The following is a 22,267-nucleotide window of genomic DNA, read 5'->3' on the forward strand; positions in this document are numbered from 1 at the left end:
TTTAGCGCAATTTTACCCTCCGGGCCCCGATTTTTGCAGAACCATGAAAATTTCACAACTGAACAAACTGGCTTTTATTTGTAACCTGGCATTCCTGCTGGCTATGGCCATGCGTTATTATCCGGTATTCCAGGGCTCCGCACTGGAATCGGTCATTCTGGTAAGCGGACTGGTTTTAAGTCCGGTTATCAACCTTACAGTATTATATTTCAATTTCAGGCATTTTAATCGGCCAGGTTTCCAAACCATCCGGCCCCTGGCATTGTTGAATACTGTTTTATTGGTGCTTCAGGTTTTTCTCTTCCTTTCAGGCACATTATCTTTAGGCAATACCAACGCATGATCCATAATATAATAAAAGACAAACCAACCCGGCTCTTCATCATCCTGGGAGGATTTTTCATCGCGAATGCCATCATCGCAGAAGTTATCGGGGTAAAGATTTTTTCCCTGGAAGGTACGCTGGGTATGGAGAAAGCCAATTTTACCCTGCTGGGAGAAAGCGGGCTTGCCTTTGATCTTTCAGTCGGTGTATTACCCTGGCCCATAGTATTCATCATGACCGACATCATCAATGAGTATTACGGATTGAAAGGAGTGCGGTTCCTGTCTATTATCACCGCCGGACTCATTGCTTTTGCCTTTGTATTATTTTATCTGGCCATTCATACGGCACCTGCCGGCTGGTGGCAATTATCACAGGAAAAAAACGGGGTACCGGATATGCAGGCAGCCTACCACCAGATACTGGGGCAGGGGATGAATATCATCATCGCCTCCCTTACTGCCTTCCTCATCGGGCAGTTGACGGATGCCACAGTTTTCCGGACCATTAAAAGGGTTACCGGTGAAAACAGGATCTGGATGAGGGCAACCGTTTCCACCCTGTTTTCCCAATTCATAGATACCATCGTTGTTTCCTATATCTATCTCTATTTTTCACTGGGATTTTCATTTCCCAGGGTCACGGCCATCGCCATGGTCGGTTATTCCTATAAGTTCACCATTGCTGTACTTTGTACACCGCTGATCTACCTGATTCACGGGATGATTGAAAGATACCTTGGCCACGAACAGGCAGCCAATATGAAGAAGGCTGCGCTGGGAATGCAAAAACTTAGTTAAAAGGGAATCAGGGATTAAACGAAGCGCTGTTTTGAACGTCCCAACATTAACATATTGTCGGGTTGGCGGTCTCACAAACTGTGCTAATTTGACTATGGTTGGTTAATTTAAAACCTATACACCATGCGTAATCTCTACCTGAATGCCGGAATGCTGTTGACAGCCCTGCTGTTGACAATAGCCGGTTTTTCGCAATCCTGGCCGGTACAGGTTCAACTGAATAATGGCGATCGCCTGAAACTGTATGAGCCCCAGCCTTCAGCTTTTTCGAACAATCAATTGTCTTTCCAGGCTGCAGTATCACTTGTGAAAAAAGGAACCGGCGAGCCTGTTTTCGGAACCATCTGGGCTAACTCCCAAACAATGAAGGAGGGAAGCTACCAGGTTTTGCAGTCCATTTCGGTTACGGGTCTCCGTTTCCCTCCGGAAATTGGTGAATCCTTAAATGATGAAGTGGAACAAGCGTTGGAATCAGCGATTCCCGCAAGGCAGTTAAAACTGGCAGACAGTGATCTGAACCTTGCCCTGGAGCGCAATCAGCAAAAGGAAAGCCTGACCGGAAGCTTTCAAAACAAAGCGCCAAAAGTAATCTATACCAACAAACCCACTTTACTGGTGGTGGTGGATGGAAATCCAGTTTGGCAGCGAAATGATGACTGGGGAATGGAAGCTCTGATCAATTCACCGAATACCATCGTGCGTCATTCAAACGGCAGGCTCTATCTCTACGGGGGCAAACACTGGTACCAGTCCAGTTCACTCAGCGGCCCTTTCTCCTATACCGCATACCCTCCCGCCAGCCTGTCAAAAGTAGAAAATGCCATCAGGGAGGCTGAAGAAAAGAACCTGGCGGCCGATAACAAGAATGAGTTTGAGAATGAATTCAGTGATGAAAATCTTTCCCCTGTTGAAAATATCCTGGTAAGCACTGAACCGGCAGAGCTGATACAGTCAAGAGGTGAGGCCGACTTTACCCCCGTATCAAATACCGGGCTCCTGTATGTGGAAAATTCGCCCAATGATATTTTCATGGATATCGCCAGCCAGCAATATTTTGTATTGCTTTCAGGCAGGTGGTATCGTTCCCGTTCGCTTAATGGTAACTGGGAATATATCAGTGCAGACGATTTGCCAAAAGATTTTTCCCGGATTCCTGCCGGATCGCCAAAAGACAATGTGCTGGCCAGTGTAGCAGGGACCCCTGCAGCGACCAATGCTTTGATGGATGCCCAAATACCCCAGACCGCAAGGGTGGAAAGAAGCCGGGCAACTTCTTCGGTTGAGTATGATGGTGAACCTGAATTTGAAAGAATAAGTGGTACGAAAATGTCCTATGCAGTGAACTCTTCTGCAACTGTTATCCGGTACAGGCAGCAGTACTTCCTGGTTGATAACGGTGTATGGTTCAGGTCCGGTTCTCCCTATGGCCCCTGGTCTGTTAGTGATGTAAGGCCCGATGAAGTTGACCTAATCCCGCCCAGCTACCCGGTTTATAATGTGAAGTATGTATATATCTATGATGTTACGCCCGATTATATTTATATGGGCTATACTCCCGGATACCTTAATACTTACATATACGGACCTACTGTGGTTTACGGAACCGGTTATTATTACCGTCCCTGGCACCGCCGCTACTATTATCCCAGGCCATTTACCTGGGGATTCAATATGCACTATTCCCCCTGGTTCGGATGGTCAATAGGATTTAATTATTATCCGGGCTGGTTCAATACCGGCTACCGCTATCGCCCATGGGATCGCTGGTATGGCGGATGGTGGGGCCCTACGGTTTACCGCCCTGCATATTGCGGACCTTCGTACAGGGATTATGGTTATTACGGATACCGCAACAATCATTTTTATGTGAATGAACGGTCTTACTACGGTTCCTCACGACACTATTATGGTAATGTTTACAGCCAGCGCCAGGCAATCAGCTCACGCGACAACAGGCGTTATTACGGATCTTCTTACAATAACCGTAATGAAAACAACCGCCCTAATGCAAGACCCGACCGTCGGTACTATGGTTCAACCAATGAAAGGCCATCGGTAAATGACCGGCCGGCAATCAATGGTCGCCCTAATAATGAGCGGCAACGGAGTATTCGCCCGAACCAGCCAAATTCAAATGCGCCTGGACGTAATTACCAGAATGAAGCAAGGAATAATGATCGGCCCACTCGCAGCTATAGGCCATCAGTGAACAATAATAACGAAAGACAGCAACAGGAAAGGCCTGCCTCAAGGCAACCCAATATTCAGCCGCAGCTCAGAAACCGGATGGAGAACAGGGAAAGACCGGCAATATCAAGACAGCCTTCTCCATCATCCAGACAGCCACAGGCGCAGCGGCAGGGGCCGTCAAGGTCACCCTCAGGTGGCGGACAGGGCGAGGTCAGGAGGCCAGAGAGAAGGGGTAATTAAACATCCTTCCCCATCACGTAGTCGTCCATCACGAATCCATGGCCGATATCGTTTACCTCCGCCTTTTCGATCTGGAAACCGATGGATTCATAGAATTTAATGGCCTTGTTATTTTTGTTTACATTCAAAAGCAGGTGCGCGCCGTTATGGGTGCGCACTTCTTCTTCCACCATGTCCACCAGGGCTTTCCCAACTCCTTTTCCCTGCATGGAGGGCAACACATAAAGTTTGTGTAGTTTCCAGTTGCCATTATGAATGGGTCCAAAAGAAGCAAAACCCACTTCTTCCAGATTAATTTCAGCAATGATGAACTGGTGGTGTTGCTTTCTTATCTGGTTCTCCAATGCTGCGGGACTGTAATTAAGTTGCAGCATATAATCCATCTGATCCCTGGTAAGGATGTCTTTATAGGTAACCGGCCATATCTGGTGGGCCAGATAACCGATGGTTGCAATATCATCAAAATCTGCGCTTCTTATTACCAGTGTTTCTTTCATAGCTGTCAAACCGTTTTTTCCTTTGATTGAAGATTATTCCTGGATAATTCCTGGTGCATCCGAATCGCCTGCCAGGACAGACGCACTGCAACGAGATAGGATAATATGGCCGATCCGAACAGGAATCCTGAGGACCACTTCTGTGTGATGCCATCATCAGCCTGGACAAATAGAAAAAGATCAAACAGGCCGTGGAATAGAACAGAGAGCAATAATCCCCTTACCATGAGCTGTTTCGAATGTCTGTCATGCGTAAATTTTGCCAATCCGAGGTAATACCCCATCAGGACCCCGAATGTAGCATGGGCGGGAACAGATAGGAACATACGAAGAATGGCTGTTTGCCAGCCGTGCTGCATAACATAACCGATATTTTCCAGGGTGGCGAACCCCATGGCCACCATCACACCATAAACAATTCCGTCAAATGGTTCATTGAAAAAGGGTCTGGGCCAGGCATACCATTTTACCATCATGAATTTGCAGGCTTCTTCGGTAAGTGCCACCACAATAAAGGCCTTGAGAATGAAATAGATCCAGCCATTCGCCGGCATTAACCAGTCCAGTAAACCAATTGCGGCCAATTGCATGATCACCGCAGGAACAATACCCAGCATGCCCAGAAAAAAAGATTTTATCAGGGCACGGAGTGGTTCCTTGTCATACCGGTCTTTTGAGTAAATAAACCACATGATTGCAATGCCCGGGGCCAGGGCCAATGCCAGCAATTCCATAACAACTGGTTTGTTGCGCTGAAATTAGTGAATTAATATTGACATAGAAATTGATGGTATGCGAATAGTCCTGATTTTTTTACTGATGATCCTGGGGGCTTATGCAATGAATGCCCAGGAATTTGGCGGACACCCGCCTGCCCAGCAATGGAAGCAAATTAAAACGGTTTCCGGCAGGGTTATTTATCCCGTCGGGTGGGATAGTGCCGCGCGAAGGATTGCCGGCCTGGCCAGTGCCATCCGCCAATCTGGAGATACCACCATAGGTTCAAAATTATGGCCCTATTCTATCCTGCTCCAGCACCAGACCACCATTTCCAATGGATATGTTGCGCTGGCGCCCTACCGCAGCGAGTTTTATATGACTCCACCGGTAAACGCATTTGATTTGGGAAGCCTGGCCTGGACTGACCAGTTAACCCTGCATGAATTCAGGCACTTGCAGCAATACAGCAATTTTAACAGGGGGCTTGCAAAAGTTTTCAGGGTGGTTCTAGGACAACAGGGTCAGGCCCTCGCCAATGCGCTGACGGTACCCGACTGGTTTTTTGAGGGCGACGCAGTATTACAGGAAACCTTCATGAGTCAGCAGGGCAGGGGAAGAATGCCCGCATTTTTTAATGGTTACCGATCTCTCTGGGAAACAAATAAACATTACTCCTGGATGAAACTCAGGAATGGGTCACTGAAAGATTATGTCCCTGATCATTACCAGCTGGGCTACCTGATGGTGCTGAATGGCGCTGACAAATACGGACCTGCATTCTGGAAAAATGTGTCAGGGGAAGCGGCCGGTTTCAAAGGCTTGTTTTATCCTTTCCAGAAAGCCGTCAGGAAATACAGCGGAATTTCCTACAGGGCATTTACAGAAAATGCATTAAAGGAAAGCCGGCAGCAATTCGGAACGGAAAGCAGGGAGTTACGGGTTCAACGGGAAAAAGTCATTCACGAAGAAAATCCGGTGTTTACGGAAAACGGCGAACTGCTCTATCTCAGGACATCCTATAGCGAACTACCGGCTTTCTATAGCCGAAAAGATGGGGTAGACAGGAAGATCAGGACAAGGGACCAGTCTCTGGACCACTATTTTTCCTATGCAAACGGACAGATTATTTATGCTGCTTTTCGTCCGGCAACCCGCTGGTCATGGAAGGATTATGGGGAAATCAGGTTACTGGATATACACTCCGGCAAACAAAAAACCATTACCCGGAATTCGAAATATTTTACGCCGGCACTGTCGGAAAGGGGAGATACCGTTGTAGCCGTTCACCAGGGTTCGGATGGCATGACTGCCATTCACCTGCTTGATTCTGCCGGGCAATTGCTGAAGGTCATACCTAACCAACAAGGCTATGTTTATTCTTTCCCAAGACTCTACCATGGTCATATAATTACAACAGCCAGAAATAAAAATGGCGAGATGGCAATCCTGGAAATTGATCCTTCAGGCGGGCATTCGGCGCTGGTTATTGGCTGGACGGACCACCTCCTGGGATACCCCGTAAAATCCGGGGACAGCATCCTGTTTACCTTATCCGTTGATGGAAAGGACAATACCGTTTTACTGGAAAAGAGCAGTGGGAAACTCCTGCAATTCTTACCTCCCGGCCCGGTATCCCAAACAGGTTTTTATCAGCCGGTGACCAGTGCGGGCAGCCTGGTTGTTTCGCATTTTACCGCAAACGGCTATAAACTGGAAACCTATAAAACCGATTCCGGTGCCTGGAGCCCGATCGGAAACCTGGCTAACCATAAAATGGCAGTACGTGAAAGCCGTTCCATTCTTTCGGATTATAACAATTTGCCCGGAAATGTGCCTGTTGAAAAGTCTAACGCCATTCCCTACCCGAAAACATCCGGTCTGTTCAATTTTCACAGCTGGACGCCCTTCTATGAGGACCCGGAGTTTAGTTTTACGGTTTACTCCCAAAACCTGCTCAATACTTTCCAGAATCAATTCAGGTTCTTATACAACAGGAATGAGGGTTTCAAACAGTTCGGCTTCAGCGGAATTTTCGGCGGCTGGTTTCCCTGGCTGAGTGGAGGCATGGATCTGACTATTGACCGGAGAGGTGTTTTCAATAACAGGATCATTTACTGGAATGAACTGGAAGCCAATGCCGGCTTTCAAATCCCATTGAACCTGAGCAGGGGCAGAAGCATCAGCTTTCTTACCACAGGATCTGAGCTGGTGTATAACAAACCCTATTTCCGGCAACCGGAGAAAAACCAGTTGGGCGATCGCTCTTATTTTTACCTGAACCATGAACTGAGGTTCAGTCACCAGGTGCAGCAGGCCCGGCAGCATTTTCATCCACGTTGGGCACAGGTGGTTCGACTGCAGTACAGGCATGCAGTTAGCCGCTTCGATTCGGAACAATTGCTGGCCACGGGAAATTTTTATACGCCGGGCCTGGCACGCAACCATAGCCTGGTGCTGCATGTAGCAATGCAGCAACGCGACAGTCTTTCCGGTTTAAGGTTCAGCAATAATTTTCCATTTGCAAGGGGCTATAGTTCGGAAAGTCTTTACCGCGGCTGGAAATGGGGGGCTACCTATCATTTCCCGCTGGCTTATCCGGATTGGGGAATCTGGAATATTGTTTATCTCCTGAGGCTGAGATCAGGCCTGTTCTTTGATCATGCCATCGGTCGCGATCCGAAATTGTTACCTGTTTCGGGGCGGATTGATTTCAGGTCTGCCGGTACCGAATTATATTTTGACACCAAATGGTGGAACCAGTTGCCGGTGAGTTTTGGCATTCGTTATGCCAGGTTGCTGGATAATGATATTTTTGGTGGGCAAGGTGTCAACAGATGGCAGTTTATCCTTCCACTCAACCTGGTGCCAGGGCCCTTGAATGAAAAGAAAGTACTTACATTTTAATTGCCATATGAAAAAACTGATTTTTTCCAGCCTGGTTATGGTTGCACTGGCTACCATCTGCTTTTCCTACACTGAAACAAACGAGGATTCCTGGATAAGGATCAACCAATTGGGATACACCAATGAAGGAATAAAAGTAGCCGTGTGGGGCTCTGCTGAACCCCGCTCCATCAAAAGCTTTCAATTGGTTGAGGTATCGACCGGTAAACCTGTTTTTAAAAGCGGGGTCGGAAAGCCATATGGCGCCTATGGACCCTTCGCTTCCAGTTACCGCCTGAATTTTTCCGGGTTTAATAAGCCTGGTCGATATTACCTGGAGGCTGGCGGAGCCAGATCGCCGGAGTTTCGCATAGGCAATGACGTTTACAAGGGAAGCGCTGATTTTTGTCTTCGCTACATGCGCCAGCAAAGGACGGGGTTCAATCCCTACCTGAAGGACAGTTGTCATACCAGGGATGGATATACGCTGTACGGCCCAATGCCGGACAGCACTTATATTGATGTGGTGGGAGGCTGGCACGATGCCAGCGATTACCTGCAATATTCCACCACGTCTGCCAATGCCACTTATCACCTCCTGATGGCTTACCGGGATTTCCCGAAGATTTTTGAGGATACCAAACTGGGCAATGGGCTGGAAGGAAAAAACGGACTGGCTGACGTACTGGACGAAGCCCGCTGGGGTCTCGACTGGTTGTTGAAAATGCACCCGAAAAAGGACTGGATGTTTAACCAGATTGCCGATGACCGCGACCATATTTCCATGCGCATGCCCGCACTTGATTCACAGTATGGAAGGGGGCATGAAAGACCGGTTTATTTTATTAACGGAATGCCTCAGCAACGACAGAAATTCATGAACAATACCACCGGAACATCTTCCACGGCAGGTAAGTTCACCAGTGCCTTTGGGTTGGGAGCGGATATATTCCGGCAAGTTGACCCCGTCTACAGCGCTCTGCTTGCAGAAAAATCAGCTACCGCCTATGCGTATTCACAAATAAAACCGGGAGTGACCCAGACGGTATCGGTAAAATCTCCCTATATCTACGCGGAAGACAATTGGGTGGATGATATGGAACTGGCTGCCACCTGGCAAAATCAGTTGGGAGAAGCCTTGCGTTATGCAGCCGAAGAACCGGTTACCCCATGGCTGGGTGCCGATACCGCCAAACATTACCAGTGGTATCCTTTTATCAATCTGGGTCACTATGAACTGGCCAGGCGACTGAAAGGGCCTGAAAAAAACAAAGTCATTCAGTATTATAAGGATGGCATAGAGAAAGTTTGGGCGAAAGCTGGCAGCAATGCTTTTTACAGGGGTGTTCCCTTTATCTGGTGCAGTAATAACCTCACCACGTCCTTTGCCATCCAGTGTTACTGGTACGGCCGTTTAACCGGCGACAAACAGTTTGATGAATTGCAGCAGGCAAATATTGACTGGTTGTTTGGCTGTAATCCCTGGGGTACATCCATGGTTTTCGGATTACCATCCTGGGGCGACACTCCGGCGGACCCACATTCAGCTTTTACACATATTAAAAAATATCCCATTGACGGTGGGCTGGTGGATGGGCCGGTTTACGGAAATATCTATAAAAATCTCATCGGCATCAAACTGATGGAACCGGATGAATATGACCGATTCCAGAGTCCGCTGGTGGTTTATCACGACGACTATGGTGACTATTCCACCAATGAACCCACCATGGATGGAACTGCCTCCCTGATTTACCTTTTAGCTGCCATGGAAAACCGTTAGGCGTCTGACGCGCGTCTGACATACGTCAGACGCACGTCAGACGCCTAACGGAATGTTTGTGGCTTTTTCGGTGGTGCATCCAGGTATTGGCTTTCCAGGTAAGCCAGGCCGATCCGGCGCCAACCAGCGCACCAACAGCTACATCCGATGGATAATGCACACCCAGGTACATCCTGGAATAGCCAACCGTTGATGCCCAGCCAAAAGCAGGTAATGCAACATACCACCTGGGATATGCCAGATAAAGAGAGGTGGCCGTGGCAAATGCCTGAGAAGTATGTCCTGATGGAAAGGAAGGACTGCCGCCAGAACTTGCCTGTTGAATCTGTCCCCTATAACTAACAAAAGGTCTGTCGCGCCTGAAACTGTATTTCATTGCAGACGTGATGATGCCTGAAACTGCCAGGCTTTCACCAATGTATAATGCTTTTTGCCTGAGTTCTTTATCCGATCGGAACATCCCCGCCACCATCATGGAAGCCGGGATGGCCAGGCTAATCTTTCCGACAGAATTTGATATACCCTGGTAAAACTCAGTTGGTTCATGGCGACGGTGTTCATTCAGTTCAATGAGGGTGGTGTAATCAAAACCCGGAGTCTGCGCCATACAAAACTGGCAACCGGTTATAACAAAAAGTACGGACAATACAATTCGAATCATAAATTGAAATGTATTACTAATCCTGCATAACAAAAGTTAAACTTATGAGTCTGACGTACGTCAGACGCACGTCAGACGCGTCCGGCTCAAAGATTAGCCAGGCTTTCCTCAATTACCCTGATTTTGGTGGCAGCATCGTCCCGCTTTTTCTTTTCCATATCCACCACTTCCGGTTTGGCATTCTGAACAAAGCGCTCGTTGCTTAATTTTTTATCGCAACTAACCAGGAAGCCCTTAAGGTATTCCAACTCCTTCTGAAGTTCCGCTTTCTGATTGCCTGTATTGATCGGCTGTTCGGACTCAATATAAAACTGGTCCTTGCCAATTACCGCAGCAATGGTATTGGGAACCGTTTCCTTTACAAAATGGATTCCTGCAGCATTGATCTGCCTGGCAAGGATGGCCTGGATGGTGCCATACATTTCCTGTGCTGCAGTATTGATATGAAGTGTAACCTGTTCTTTTGGCTTTATCTGCGCCCTGTTGCGCTGGTCGCGGATGCCACTGATTACTTCCTTCAGCAGCCTGCCTTCTGCCAGGAAACTGGCCGTCGCCTTACCGTCAACAGAACTTGCAAGTACCTCCGCTTTGCTGAATTGCCTTATGCATAAATCATCGCCTGCGGTTCTTTCAGCAAGGTGGTGGTAAATTTCTTCCGTTATAAATGGCATGAAGGGATGGAGCATCTGCACCAGTTCTTCAAAAAATTCTACGGCCCTTGACAAATGCAGTGCATTCACCGGCTCTTCAAATCCGGGTTTGATCCATTCAAGGTACCAACTGCAGTAATCATCCCACACCAAAGAGTAAATGGTTTTCAATGCTTCACTCAGGCGAAACTGTTTCATGAGCTGGTCCACCTCCAGGCGGGCTTCATTCAGCCGGCTGCGGAACCAGGCATTGGGCCAGTTCAGTGCGGCATACCCTTCCCCTGATGGATCCGACACAATTGCTGGCCTTTCCTTCCACATATTGATCAGCTTCAGGGCATTCCACATTTTGTTATTGAAATTGCGACCCTGTTCCAGTGCAGCTTCATCAAATAAAAGATCGTTTCCGGCAGGAGAGGAGATCATGATGCCAAAACGAACGGCATCAGCACCATATTTGTCAATCAATTCAAGCAGATCAGGTGAATTCCCAAGGCTTTTGCTCATCTTGCGTCCCTGCTTGTCGCGCACCATTCCGGTGAAATATACATCACGGAAAGGAATCTCTTTTTCATATTCCATTCCCGCCATTACCATACGCGCCACCCAGAAAAAGATAATGTCCTGACCGGTTACCAGTACTGAAGTCGGATAATAATAACGAAGTTCTTTATTACCCGGCTCCGTGATTCCATTGAACACTTCAATGGGCCAGAGCCAGGAAGAAAACCAGGTATCCAGTACATCCTCATCCTGTTTCAAATCGTCGATAGTGAATGGCGAGCCTGGTGTGGAAAGTTCTGCAAAGGCTTCCTCACGGGTAGCAGCAACCGCAAAACTTCCGTCCGGCGCATACCAGGAAGGAATTTGCTGTCCCCACCACAACTGGCGGCTGATGCACCAGTCCTTCACATTCTCCAGCCAGTACTTGTAAGTAGCCAGGAATTTATCACCGGGATGGATATTGATATGGCCTTCTACCACTGCTTTCAATGCAGGTTCGGCCATTTCCTTCATTTTCAGGAACCATTGGGTGGATATTTTCGGTTCCACCACCACTCCGGTTCGCTGGCTGTAGCCAAGTCTTGTCTGGTATTCCTCCTCTTTCAGCAGGAAGCCTTTTTCCTGCAATTCAGCAATGATCTGCTTACGGGCCTTGAAACGGTCAACACCCACGTATATCTGTGCAGCCGCGCTGAGGGTGCCATCATCATTGAGGGTATCCACTACATCGAGCTGATGTCTGAGCCCCAGGTTGTAGTCATTGATATCATGTGCTGGAGTTACTTTCAGTGCACCGGTGCCAAAGGCCGGATCCACATATTCATCAAAGATGATGGGAATGCGACGGTTGATCAGCGGAACATATGCGAAAGCGCCCTTCAGGTGCGCATAGCGTTCATCGTTAGGATTTACACAGATCGCGGTATCTCCCATGATGGTCTCAGGGCGCTGGGTGGCAATAACAATGCCCTTGCCGGCAAAAGTTTCCAGTGGCTGACCATCAGCAGTTTCCAGCCGGTACAGCAAATGATATAATTTCCCCTGGACATCCCTGTATTCCACTTCCTCATCGCTCAAAGCTGTTTTTGCGGCAGGGTCCCAGTTGATCATTCGGGCACCGCGATAGATCAGGCCCTTTTTATACAGGTCAATAAAAACCTTTATCACGGCCTTGTAATAATGGTCATCCATAGTAAAGGTTACCCTGTCCCAATCCACACTGCAACCGAGACGTTCGATCTGGTTATAAATGATGCCACCATATTTTTCTTTCCATTCAAAAGCATATTTCAGGAATTCTGACCTGCTCAGGTCTGCCTTCTTAATGCCTTTCTCCTTTTCAAGCATCTGTACCACTTTGGCTTCCGTGGCAATGGAAGCATGGTCACTGCCCGGTACCCAGCAGGCATTGAATCCGCTCATCCTGGCCTTCCGGACAAGAATGTCCTGAACAGTTTCATTAAGGGTATGGCCCATATGCAAAACACCTGTCACATTGGGTGGGGGAATCACCACAGTAAAAGCCGGCCTATCGTCAGGGAGGCTGTTAAAATAGCGCTTATCTTTCCAGTGCTGGTTCCATTTACCTTCAACTTCTGCCGGGATAAAATTCTTACTCAGTTCCATACTATATTGCTGATACTTGATTTAAGGGGTTGCAAAAATAAGCAATCGGGCCCGTGATGCATAACCTGAAAATAAAATCAGCCTGCCCAGCCGCTGCTAAATAGAGACCATTTATAGTTAGGTTTAATTTATTACATAAAAAATATCTGGAATAATTACAATGAATTGCTAAATTCTTTAGCTTTACATGCTTGTAAATCATATTTTTTGTACGCCATTGTAGACATAGAAACAACGGGGGGATTTGCTTCCGGTAACGGTATCACTGAAGTGGCGGTGGTGCTTCACAACGGCCGTGAGGAGGAAGGCCGTTACTCCACATTGATCAACCCACGCCAGCCTATCCCGCGGCACATCACTGCATTAACAGGCATCACCAATGAGATGGTGGCTGATAAGCCGGGTTTCGACGAAGTGGCACCCCATCTTTTCAATTTGTTATCCGGCAGGATCTTCGTGGCCCATAATGTAAATTTTGATTACTCCTTTATAAAAAGTCACCTGGATTCCTGTGGTTATGACCTGCAGGTAAAAAAATTATGTACGGTAAGACTGGCAAGAAAAATTTACCCGGGGCACCACAGTTACAGCCTGGGGAATCTTTGTCGTACGCTTGACATTGGCATCAATAATCGTCACAGGGCAGAAGGAGATGCAGATGCCACCGCCAGGTTGTTTTCCAAAATGATCAGGGATGACGCTGAAGGACATATCCTGAAGATGACCCGGGGTAAAAATGCCGAACAGTTTCTGCCTCCCAATCTGCCTGCTGAGGACCTCGAGGCATTACCATACGGTCCGGGTGTATATTATTTTGAGAACCAGAAAAAAGAAATCATTTACGTAGGCAAAGCATTGAACCTCCGGAACAGGGTCCGTAGTCATTTTTCCAATAATGATGGCAACAGACGAAAGCAGGAACTGATGCGGCAGGTTTACCATGTCCGTTTCCGGGAATGCTCCAGCGAACTGATGGCCTTGATACTGGAAAGCCAGGAAATCCGCAAGCACTGGCCCCTGTTTAACCGCAGTCAGAAAAAATACCATCACCGGTATGGGCTCTATTCCTATGAGGACAGTAAAGGATACCTGCAACTGGTGATTGAAAAGAAAAGAAACCATTTGCCTGCCCTGTACACTTTCAATTTACTGCAGGAGGGGCACGCATTTATCAGGAAACTAACCGGCAGCACGGATTTGCCTGGTGAAGCAGGCTATCAGCGACAGGAGTTGCGGGAACCGCCTGCAGTCTATAATGCGCGATTAAATAAAGCCATTGATACCTTACAGGCAGAACTGCCCAGTTTTGTGTTGGTTGAGAAAGATTACTACGCGGAAGATCGCTATGCGGTTTATTTACTGGAGAAAGGATGTTTTTATGGGATGGGAAATATACATGATCCATATAACATGCCATTATTACTGGGGGCCTGGAAAGAAAAAATTGAACCATCCCCTGACAATGATTATATCAGGGGACTGGTATACCAGTTTGCAGAGAAAAAAGCTTTTACCAGGCTAAGTTTAAATGAATAGGTTATGACCAGACCAGATATGTAACAGCAGCAATAAAGCCGTATAATGCCAATACAACCAGTACCATTTTAACCGTTGTTGCCTGCGACAGATCGAACAATCGTTTCATAAAAAACCATTTTAGAGAATGAATGATTTATTTCCAACGATGATTTCAGGAGCAAAAGGGTGCGGTACTGATAAGGTTTATAATTATACGTAATATAATTATTTTAAACTGTTCGGCCAATTTTTTGTTGGAACTGGTTACCCTCACCCAAATCGTTGTATTTTAGACTAAAAGCCATCGTATGGAAAGAAAGCTCAGTTCCTGGTTCAGCCCGTCTTTGCAGAAAGAGATGCCTATAGCAGTTTATGGTCATTATGGTTTAGCCTTGCTGATGATTCCGACTGCCTCTGCGGATTACCTGGAATATGAGCGGTTCAACCTGATTAATGCCATAGCGCCGTATATTGAATCTGGAAAGGTGAAAGTGTTTTCTGTTGACAGCATTAACAATGAAAGCTGGATGAACAAGCAGATGGATCCGAGGCACAAGTCAATCCGACACCAGCAGTGGAACGATTACATATACCGTGAGGTAATCCCTTTCATTAAAACCCATACCAGTGCGGAAACGCCCATAATCGTTTGCGGAGCTTCTTTCGGAGCCCTTCATGCTGCCAACCTTTTCTTCAAAAGGCCCGATCTTCTGAATGGATTTATTGCCATGAGCGGAGTTTATGACCTTACCGAATACACCAATGGTTATTTTGACGAAGACGTTTATTATAATAGTCCGGCTCATTACCTGCCCAACCTGGCCGATCATGGCATACTGGAGCAGATTCGCAACAGCCATCACCTCCATATCCTCAGCGGCAGCGGGGCATATGAAGACCCGGATGCTGCCAGGCGGCTGGCAGGCATACTGTACAATAAGGGCATCTGGTATGAACTGGATATCTGGGGAACAGATATGAAACACGACTGGCCAACCTGGCTGGCCATGTTACCGCATTATCTGGGCACGAGATTTTAATTTTGGTAGATCAACCTTCGGCCTGCATAGCCTTGCTGATGATTTCCATGAATTCCTCCCGGGAAATCATCCTTGCACCAAGGCTTTCCAGGTGTTCGGTATAAACCTGGCAATCTATCAGTACCACACCTTTCTCTGCCAGAAGCTGTACCAGTTTGATGAAAGCAAATTTGCTGGCATTGCTTACATGCGAAAACATACTTTCTCCGAAAAATACCTTGCCGATTTTTACACCGTATAATCCCCCCACCAGTTTACCATCCTGCCAGGCTTCAGCACTGTGTGCATAGCCCATCCGGTGAAGACTGGTATAAGCCTGGATCATGTCTTTATTGATCCAGGTTCCGGACTGGAATAAACGAGGTATTTGCTGGCAGTTTTTCATCACCTGTTGAAAATCTTCATCCACCGAAAACCTGAATTTTTCCCGGTTCAGGAATGGGCGCATGCTTTTACTGATTTTCAGTTCGGCAGGGAACAATACGAATCTCGGATCGGGGCTCCACCATAAAATCGGTTCCTCCTCATACCAGGGAAAGATACCAGAACGGTAGGCCAAAAGAATTCTTTCCGGTGAAAGGTCACCGCCAACAGCCAAAAGGCCATCCGGTTCGGCTTGGGAAACCGGCGGGAAAAACAGTTCTGAAGTTAGAAAACTGAGCGGCATAGGATCAGGCCGTAATTTCGATGGTTGCGCCGATACCCCTGTCCGTTATAGCATCACACATTGGCTTGAGTTCATCGTATTCGCCGTTTTTTACCGCATATTTCCCTTTTGTATGAATGAGCATGGCACATTGTTCTGCCTGTTCAGGCGAATGCCCGCATACAGCTATAAGGGTTTCAATCACCCATTCAAATGTATTCACTTCATCATTCCATACCACCAGCTGAAAAGGAGTCGCTGTTTCCGTCAGCACATCTACCTCTTCCTTAAACTCGTGTTCCTGGTCATCTTTGTAATTCAGCATCTGGTACTCTTTGTTACAAAATTATAAATTCCTTAGAAAGCAACTACCAGAGGCAACAAATATGGCATATGAGTTGTCTACTTTGTAATTTTAAGCCAGCATATCTATTCAATGACCAGTACCGACAACCAGGAACATAATGAAAAAAAGGAAGGCCGGAACCTTCCAACTGGTAAGGCCATTGTGTTGCCTATACTACTGGCCGACAGGGGACTCGACTACCTCATTGAACTGGTAAAGCAGATCAGACCATCCTCACCCAAAAACATCAATGACGCAGAAACCAGGTTCCGCGCCCTGCTGTACCAGGTGGAAGAGGACGTCAGTTCACTGATCACACTCAGGTCAGCCATCCGCTCCCAGTTCATACAGAGCGAAGTACTTCCGGCACTGGTGGAAAGCGGATTGATCAGCTCCAGGGGATTTGTACAGGAACTGGGCAGGAAACTGAAGCATAAGATATTACCTGAATTGCAGGAGAAAACCGACTTTCTTTATGTGATCCGCAGAGTGTTTTATAAACCTACCGACTATATCTGGGTGGAAGGTATTGATATCGCGTTGTGGAAAAGGTTCTTCAGGCTGCTTCGGGTGCAGGTTAACCTGAACAACCAGCAATTGATCGACCAGTTACGAAACGCCCTGAGAATATTATCCTATCGGGTAGCGACGCTGGGACTCGAAAAGGAAGTTGCAAAACGGTTTGGAACGAATAAGGATGCCATCGCGCCTTTCCTGGAGCAGAACCAGCTCATTTCGCGATACCTGAATGAGCCTTATACCAGCGAACAGGACATGCAGATGTTACTGTATAATTTCCAGGAACAATTGCATAATTGCAGGCAGAGTATCATCTGGCTGAGAGAACAGAGGGTTTACCAGGGCACCAGCCTGGCCCAGACATTTCTTATGGTGCGCATCCAGCAGATGCTCGACAGGATGCTGATCATTTCGGATGTACTTGATCGTGATAACCAGTTCGACGAGGAAAGATTCATCTATTATTTCATTACCATCGTAACCAACGAAAATAAAAAAACCAGCCTTCGGGAATTCCTCTCCGATAACCTGGGCCTGCTCGCCTACCAGATTGCCGAACACAAGGGCAGGAGAGGGGAAAAATACATTACAACCAACCCTGAAGAATTTCGCTTACTGTTTCGCAGCGCTGTTGGAGGGGGATTTATTGTGAGTTTTGTGGCAGTGATAAAGAATCTTCTCGGGAAATTGGTTCTGCCGCCATTCTGGATGGGTTTTCTGTACTCAACGAACTATGCTGCCGGGTTTGTGGCAATGGACAGGACCAATACGACCCTGGCCACCAAACAGCCAGCTTTTACAGCATCTGCCGTAGCCAATTCGCTCGACAGTAAAAAACACAAAGGACAACCAGACCTGAAAAACCTGGCCATCACCATTGGCAATATCTCCCGCAGCCAGATCGCTTCCTTTGCGGGTAACCTCCTGGTGGTGTTTCCGTTGACCTACCTGCTTGTCTGGTTAATGGAGTATTCATTGGGATACAGGATCGTAAACGGCGAGCAGGCTTTGAAATTATTAGGAGACCAGCATCCATACCACAGTTTTGCCCTGTTGTATGCCTGTTTCACGGGCGTTTTCCTGTTTCTAAGCGGGATCATTTCAGGCTATGTGGAGAATCATATCATTTATGGCCAGCTAACGGAAAGACTGAGGAATCATCCGGTGTTAAGCCATACCATGTCTCCAATAAAATTGAACCGCCTGGTTGAATTTTTCAATAAATATTCCGGTCCCCTGACCGGCAGCATAGCGCTTGGTTTTTTTCTCGGCATGTCGTCCATTGTCGGAAAAATTTTTGGGATCCCTTTCGATATCCGCCATATCACCATTTCGGCGGGTAATGCGGCAATCGGGTATTTCGGGCTGGAACAACCTGTTCACTGGAGCTACCTGCTAATCGTATTCCTGGGTGTTTTAGGAATAGGTTTCCTGAACTTTTTTGTAAGCTTTTCGCTGGCGTTTTTTGTTGCCATGAAATCAAGGGGCCTCAGGATGCGAGATTACCCGGAGCTTTTCAGCACAATCTGGCGCTATTTCAGGAAGTATCCGGTAGATTTTTTATTGCCGCCACACCAACCACGCAAAGCAGCAGATATTTAATCCGCTTCCCTGATCAAAGTATCAGGTTCAGACTCCCCTTCAGGTCAATCAGTTGCCCGTTATCGCATACTAACTGAATGGCATAAACGAAGGTTTGTGCAGGTTGTAATATCCCGTTGACCCTGCCATCCCATCCCGCACTGCGGTCATTAATTCCAAAATCTTTGCGTTCGAACACAAGACTTCCCCAGCGGTTAAATATCCGCAGGGAGCTGACCTTCCGGATTCCCTTTCCCAGTGGATAGAATATGTCATTTTTACCATCATTATTTGGAGTGAAGCCATTGGGTATGAACACATTGTCGACTGAACAATTTAGTCCTACCACTATGTCATCCGATGCAAAACAGCCCGCTGCATTAAATACTTTAACTGTGTAAATAATAGAAGTGGCCGGTGTGGTGACGGGCTCAGGACAGGCTGTACAACTAAGGAAGGCTGAGGGTGTCCAGTCATATCGGATTACATCACTGCTGGCCAGGGTATTCAACCGCAGCGATTCTCCGGCAATCAGAATGGTATCCTTTCCTGCATTTATTACAGGCAATGGATCAACCGTTACAGTAATGGCCGCTGTATCCGTAAAGCAATTGTCATTGTCTGATCCCACCACCCGGTATTGGGTGGTTACGGCCGGATTTGCCAGCGGATCCGATGCTGTAACAGAATTCAGGCCCTCAGCAGGAGTCCATTCATACCTGTCGGCACCTTCTGCCTGTAGCCGTACCTGCTCGCCGGCACAAATCCTTTCACCAGCAGAAGCAGTTAATTTAAATGGCCGTACTACAGTAACCTGAACCGAATCAGAACCTGAGCAACCTTTAGTTGTCGTGACTTTTACAGTATAACGGGTATCAACAGACGGACTTGCCAGCGGGTTGGCAATATTGGCATTATTTAAACCGTTTGCAGGAGACCATTCATACTGCATGCCACCATTGGCAGATAATCCGGCCGCATTGCCCGGACAAATCCTGATATCCCTTGCAGGCAGTGCAATGACAGGAGCTGGATTTACTTTCAACTGGTATACTGCCGTATCTGCGCAGGTTTCCGTGGTGCCAATCAGTTGTATGGTATAATTGCCCGCATTGGCGTAAGACTGCATGGAAGGCTGAAGGGTTTCAGCACTGCTCCCATTGCCAAATATCCACCTGTTACTGATATTGACTGCCTCGTTTGCACGCCCATTATATTGAACGGGGATACCGGTACAGACTTCTGAGGGACCTGATATTGACATTTCAGGTCTAAGCACAATATTGACCGTATCGGTATAATCCGTATAACAATCTCCGGGTGCATATATACGCAGGGTAACGGCATATTTCCCCGGCTGGTTATAGGTAAAGGAAGCATCCCGCTGGTCTGAAGTATCACCCTGGTTTCCCGTACCAAATGACCAATGGTATCGATAGGCACTGTTTTCCCAGGAGGTATTCCTGAATAAAACTGATTCTGATGTGCAGCCGGTTCTGCGGGAGGGCGTGAAACCCGCCTTGGGTAATGAATATATTTTCACCAATACAGGCATTGCCATACTCCGGCATAAACTGGTATCCTGGCCGCTAATATAGTATGTACCACTATCCCGGATCAAAGCTGGCTCGGGGAGAGGCTGGTTCAAGGCTTTATCCTTAAAAAATGAATAAATCATTCCGGGTTCACTTCCCTCAAAAACGGAAGACTTGCTTATGTCTACGGTCGTACCATAGCAAACAGGTGCAGGGTCTTTAACCACAATGGTTGGCCTGGGAGACCTTGTGACCCTGATCGCAGCATCCCTGCTGCAGCCGGTTACCGGATCGTGCAGGGATGCATAATATGTACCGGCATCCCTTACCTGTGCCAGGGTGGAAAAGGCCTGGAATTCGGATTCGCCGGGTACCCTGTATTCTGCGCTTCCGCCGCCATCACAACAATCTTCCATTCCATAGACCAGGATCTCATGCATTCCAACCGCAAGGGAACTGCTCCATTGCAACGACTGTCCGGGCAGATCCCAGCTGAACCTCCACCACATATCAGCATTATTAAAGGCAACAGCCTTGCCATCCAGGAATATTGCCCCGCCTGACCCGAAATCGAAAGAAGTCCTGAACTGGTATATTCCCGGTTTACTGGCATAAAAACGGATGGTGTATTTATAGGCGATATTACTTTTGGATCCATTGAATACCAAACTATTACTTACCATGCTATATACCGGTAGATATACATCCCCGTAACCTGCCGTTGGCGGAGCAAGTACCAATTGATCTATATAGTTTTTATATTCCTCGGCTGTGTTGAAACGGTCGTGAAGAGCCATGCGGGTACTCATCTTAACTGAAGAATTCAGCTGGTAGGTTTTAGTACTGTCGGTGAAAAACTCAATGACTTTTCCACGGGTATCTTCCAGAACAGCATCATTTAATACAACAGGTTCATCACCACAGGCATGCAATGGTTTTGTGGTCAACCCTAAAGTATATGACACCTCCACACTATCAGTTATCACACAACCGCTATTCCGGCCAGCTATCACCTGATACCTTCCCGGACGCTTAACCTGAATTTTTTGTGATGATTCCCCGGTATTCCATTCATAGTGGTCAAAACCCGGACCTGCATCAAGCACCAAACTGTCCTTGCAATACCCAATGGTATCGGAAATGAACAGCGGCTGGCTATCATACACCCTGACATGGATACTGTCTTTTCCAGCCAGGATTTTCCCGAAAAAGATATCATCCAATCCGAAATCATTACCGCTATCCAGGGGTGAAACATCTGTGATCTCAATTACCGCCAGGTTGCTGGAACCGGAATTCCATTGAATAAAGAACCTTTCCCATTGGTTCACCGAATTGGGCGCAGCAAAGGCAGGCCCAACCTGTATTCCGTTAATCACGAACCTTATTTTAGCGGGATTATCTGCCAGGACCGAGCTGACCCAGGCACCAAAGGCATATTGTGTATTGGGTTCTACTGTAATAGTTTGTTTCCAGGCGGAGAGGCCTGGCTTACCGCCATTTACGACCAAAAAATTAGCGCTTCCTGTTGTATGGTCTTTCCCGATGAAGAATTCATGGGCAAAACCGGCGTCTGTACTTATGGAATATCCAATTCCATCGGATGAGGACAGGCAGTTTTGCGTGTTACAAAAGATATATCCCGAAGAGAATCCGGTATTCCCCTTTGCGAAATCCCCATTATATGCGAGATTATCGGAATAATACTTTGTTTCAAGGTAATAGATACGACTGGTATCAGCTCTAAGCTGTGGATTTTGAATGCCTGTGTTGCTTAGGCCGGTATTGGGATACCAATTATAATCAAGCGCGGCAACAGCATTCAGTTGAATTATTTCATTGCGGCAAACGCTTGTATCATCATTTATAATGCTGTTCTGGCCAGGGCTTTCAAGATTGAACAACAGAAAAACAAATAATAATAAAAGGCAAGCTGGCTTCTTCAAAGTAAATAGGTGTCTAAGGGGTGGACCGATCTTACAATATACATTACAATTTCCAAAAGCCTAAAGGTCGGGGAGGGGGAGATTATTATTTCCGGAGGATACAAACCTGCGGGATAGCTATGCAATCGTTTGACTGAATTGCAACAAGCTTAAATAAAAAAAGGAACCACAATAAAATTGCAATTCCTTTCATGGTGGGAGCACACGGATTCGAACCGCGGACCCGCTGCTTGTAAGGCAGCTGCTCTGAACCAGCT

15 protein-coding genes are annotated in these 22,267 nt (G+C 47.1%); 8 read left to right on the top strand and 7 right to left on the bottom strand.

Translation table 11 applies throughout. The features are described from left to right. Positions 1-43: 43 nt before the first annotated feature. The 3 genes from BC349_RS19510 (at position 44) to BC349_RS19520 (ending at position 3,555) form a co-directional block, all read left to right on the top strand. The gene (locus BC349_RS19510; protein WP_187258476.1) at positions 44-343 is read left to right on the top strand and encodes a hypothetical protein; all 300 of its coding nucleotides are present in this window, start codon (positions 44-46) and stop codon (positions 341-343) included. Further along, positions 340-1,125 (top strand): queuosine precursor transporter, encoded by a 786-nt coding sequence (locus BC349_RS19515; RefSeq protein WP_187258477.1) that lies wholly within the window; start codon positions 340-342, stop codon positions 1,123-1,125. Before BC349_RS19510 ends, BC349_RS19515 begins: the two co-directional genes overlap by 4 nt. Before the next feature lie 123 nt (positions 1,126-1,248). Beyond that, the gene (locus tag BC349_RS19520; protein ID WP_187258478.1) at positions 1,249-3,555 is read left to right on the top strand and encodes a hypothetical protein; all 2,307 of its coding nucleotides are present in this window, start codon (positions 1,249-1,251) and stop codon (positions 3,553-3,555) included. On the opposite strand, the gene BC349_RS19525 is transcribed toward BC349_RS19520, so the two are convergent. After that, positions 3,552-4,052: a GNAT family N-acetyltransferase gene (locus BC349_RS19525; RefSeq protein ID WP_187258479.1), complete on the bottom strand. Its 501-nt coding sequence runs from the start codon at positions 4,050-4,052 to the stop codon at positions 3,552-3,554. The genes BC349_RS19520 and BC349_RS19525 overlap by 4 nt on opposite strands. A 5-nt stretch (positions 4,053-4,057) precedes the next feature. Further along, complete coding sequence (locus BC349_RS19530; protein ID WP_187258480.1) at positions 4,058-4,786, bottom strand: PrsW family intramembrane metalloprotease; 729 nt, start codon at positions 4,784-4,786, stop codon at positions 4,058-4,060. A 58-nt stretch (positions 4,787-4,844) separates the two neighbouring features. Here BC349_RS19530 and BC349_RS19535 point away from each other — a divergent pair, with 58 nt between their 5' ends. After that, entirely contained in the window at positions 4,845-7,676 is a 2,832-nt protein-coding gene (locus BC349_RS19535; protein ID WP_187258481.1) for a hypothetical protein, read from the top strand. Between the two features lie 7 nt (positions 7,677-7,683). Then, on the top strand, positions 7,684-9,438 hold the full coding sequence (locus BC349_RS19540) for a glycoside hydrolase family 9 protein (protein WP_187258482.1): 1,755 nt from the start codon (positions 7,684-7,686) through the stop codon (positions 9,436-9,438). A 25-nt stretch (positions 9,439-9,463) separates the two neighbouring features. On the opposite strand, the gene BC349_RS19545 is transcribed toward BC349_RS19540, so the two are convergent. Both BC349_RS19545 and BC349_RS19550 read right to left on the bottom strand, forming a co-directional pair. Continuing rightward, a complete protein-coding gene (locus BC349_RS19545) occupies positions 9,464-10,099 on the bottom strand; it encodes a phosphatase PAP2 family protein (RefSeq protein WP_187258483.1) in 636 nt (211 codons plus the stop codon). 86 nt (positions 10,100-10,185) lie between these two features. Continuing rightward, entirely contained in the window at positions 10,186-12,879 is a 2,694-nt protein-coding gene (locus BC349_RS19550; protein ID WP_187258484.1) for a valine--tRNA ligase, read from the bottom strand. A gap of 207 nt (positions 12,880-13,086) precedes the next feature. Between BC349_RS19550 and BC349_RS19555 the strand changes: the two genes are divergently transcribed. Both BC349_RS19555 and BC349_RS19560 read left to right on the top strand, forming a co-directional pair. Continuing rightward, positions 13,087-14,415 carry an exonuclease domain-containing protein gene (locus BC349_RS19555; RefSeq protein WP_187258485.1) on the top strand — a complete coding sequence of 443 codons (1,329 nt, stop codon included), beginning with the start codon at positions 13,087-13,089 and terminating at the stop codon, positions 14,413-14,415. Between the two features lie 290 nt (positions 14,416-14,705). Further along, positions 14,706-15,437, top strand: coding sequence for an esterase family protein (locus tag BC349_RS19560; protein WP_187258486.1), 732 nt, complete (start codon positions 14,706-14,708; stop codon positions 15,435-15,437). 10 nt (positions 15,438-15,447) lie between these two features. On the opposite strand, the gene aat is transcribed toward BC349_RS19560, so the two are convergent. Further along, the gene (aat, locus tag BC349_RS19565) at positions 15,448-16,104 is read right to left on the bottom strand and encodes a leucyl/phenylalanyl-tRNA--protein transferase (RefSeq protein WP_187258487.1); all 657 of its coding nucleotides are present in this window, start codon (positions 16,102-16,104) and stop codon (positions 15,448-15,450) included. Positions 16,105-16,108: 4 nt separating this feature from the next. Beyond that, positions 16,109-16,408, bottom strand: coding sequence for an ATP-dependent Clp protease adaptor ClpS (locus BC349_RS19570; protein WP_187258488.1), 300 nt, complete (start codon positions 16,406-16,408; stop codon positions 16,109-16,111). Positions 16,409-16,519: 111 nt separating this feature from the next. On the opposite strand from BC349_RS19570, the gene BC349_RS19575 reads away from it, so the two are divergent. Further along, the gene (locus tag BC349_RS19575; RefSeq protein WP_187258489.1) at positions 16,520-18,550 is read left to right on the top strand and encodes a hypothetical protein; all 2,031 of its coding nucleotides are present in this window, start codon (positions 16,520-16,522) and stop codon (positions 18,548-18,550) included. 13 nt (positions 18,551-18,563) lie between these two features. Here BC349_RS19575 and BC349_RS19580 read toward each other — a convergent pair whose 3' ends face one another. Next, entirely contained in the window at positions 18,564-22,010 is a 3,447-nt protein-coding gene (locus tag BC349_RS19580; RefSeq protein ID WP_187258490.1) for a CCXG family PEP-CTERM protein, read from the bottom strand. Positions 22,011-22,267: the final 257 nt, after the last annotated feature.

Origin of the sequence: Flavihumibacter stibioxidans (assembly GCF_014332695.1) — a bacterium.
GTDB lineage: Bacteria > Bacteroidota > Bacteroidia > Chitinophagales > Chitinophagaceae > Flavihumibacter > Flavihumibacter stibioxidans.

What these genes read in the sequence shown, in the direction of transcription:
- BC349_RS19515 (WP_187258477.1), top strand. Translation starts at nt 340, where the DNA reads ATGATCCATAATATAATAAAAGACAAACCAACCCGGCTCTTCATCATC.
- BC349_RS19545 (WP_187258483.1), bottom strand. Translation starts at nt 10,099, where the DNA reads ATGATTCGAATTGTATTGTCCGTACTTTTTGTTATAACCGGTTGCCAG.
- BC349_RS19550 (WP_187258484.1), bottom strand. Translation starts at nt 12,879, where the DNA reads ATGGAACTGAGTAAGAATTTTATCCCGGCAGAAGTTGAAGGTAAATGG.
- BC349_RS19540 (WP_187258482.1), top strand. Translation starts at nt 7,684, where the DNA reads ATGAAAAAACTGATTTTTTCCAGCCTGGTTATGGTTGCACTGGCTACC.
- BC349_RS19560 (WP_187258486.1), top strand. Translation starts at nt 14,706, where the DNA reads ATGGAAAGAAAGCTCAGTTCCTGGTTCAGCCCGTCTTTGCAGAAAGAG.
- aat (WP_187258487.1), bottom strand. Translation starts at nt 16,104, where the DNA reads ATGCCGCTCAGTTTTCTAACTTCAGAACTGTTTTTCCCGCCGGTTTCC.
- BC349_RS19570 (WP_187258488.1), bottom strand. Translation starts at nt 16,408, where the DNA reads ATGCTGAATTACAAAGATGACCAGGAACACGAGTTTAAGGAAGAGGTA.
- BC349_RS19525 (WP_187258479.1), bottom strand. Translation starts at nt 4,052, where the DNA reads ATGAAAGAAACACTGGTAATAAGAAGCGCAGATTTTGATGATATTGCA.
- BC349_RS19530 (WP_187258480.1), bottom strand. Translation starts at nt 4,786, where the DNA reads ATGGAATTGCTGGCATTGGCCCTGGCCCCGGGCATTGCAATCATGTGG.
- BC349_RS19535 (WP_187258481.1), top strand. Translation starts at nt 4,845, where the DNA reads ATGCGAATAGTCCTGATTTTTTTACTGATGATCCTGGGGGCTTATGCA.
- BC349_RS19520 (WP_187258478.1), top strand. Translation starts at nt 1,249, where the DNA reads ATGCGTAATCTCTACCTGAATGCCGGAATGCTGTTGACAGCCCTGCTG.
- BC349_RS19575 (WP_187258489.1), top strand. Translation starts at nt 16,520, where the DNA reads ATGACCAGTACCGACAACCAGGAACATAATGAAAAAAAGGAAGGCCGG.
- BC349_RS19510 (WP_187258476.1), top strand. Translation starts at nt 44, where the DNA reads ATGAAAATTTCACAACTGAACAAACTGGCTTTTATTTGTAACCTGGCA.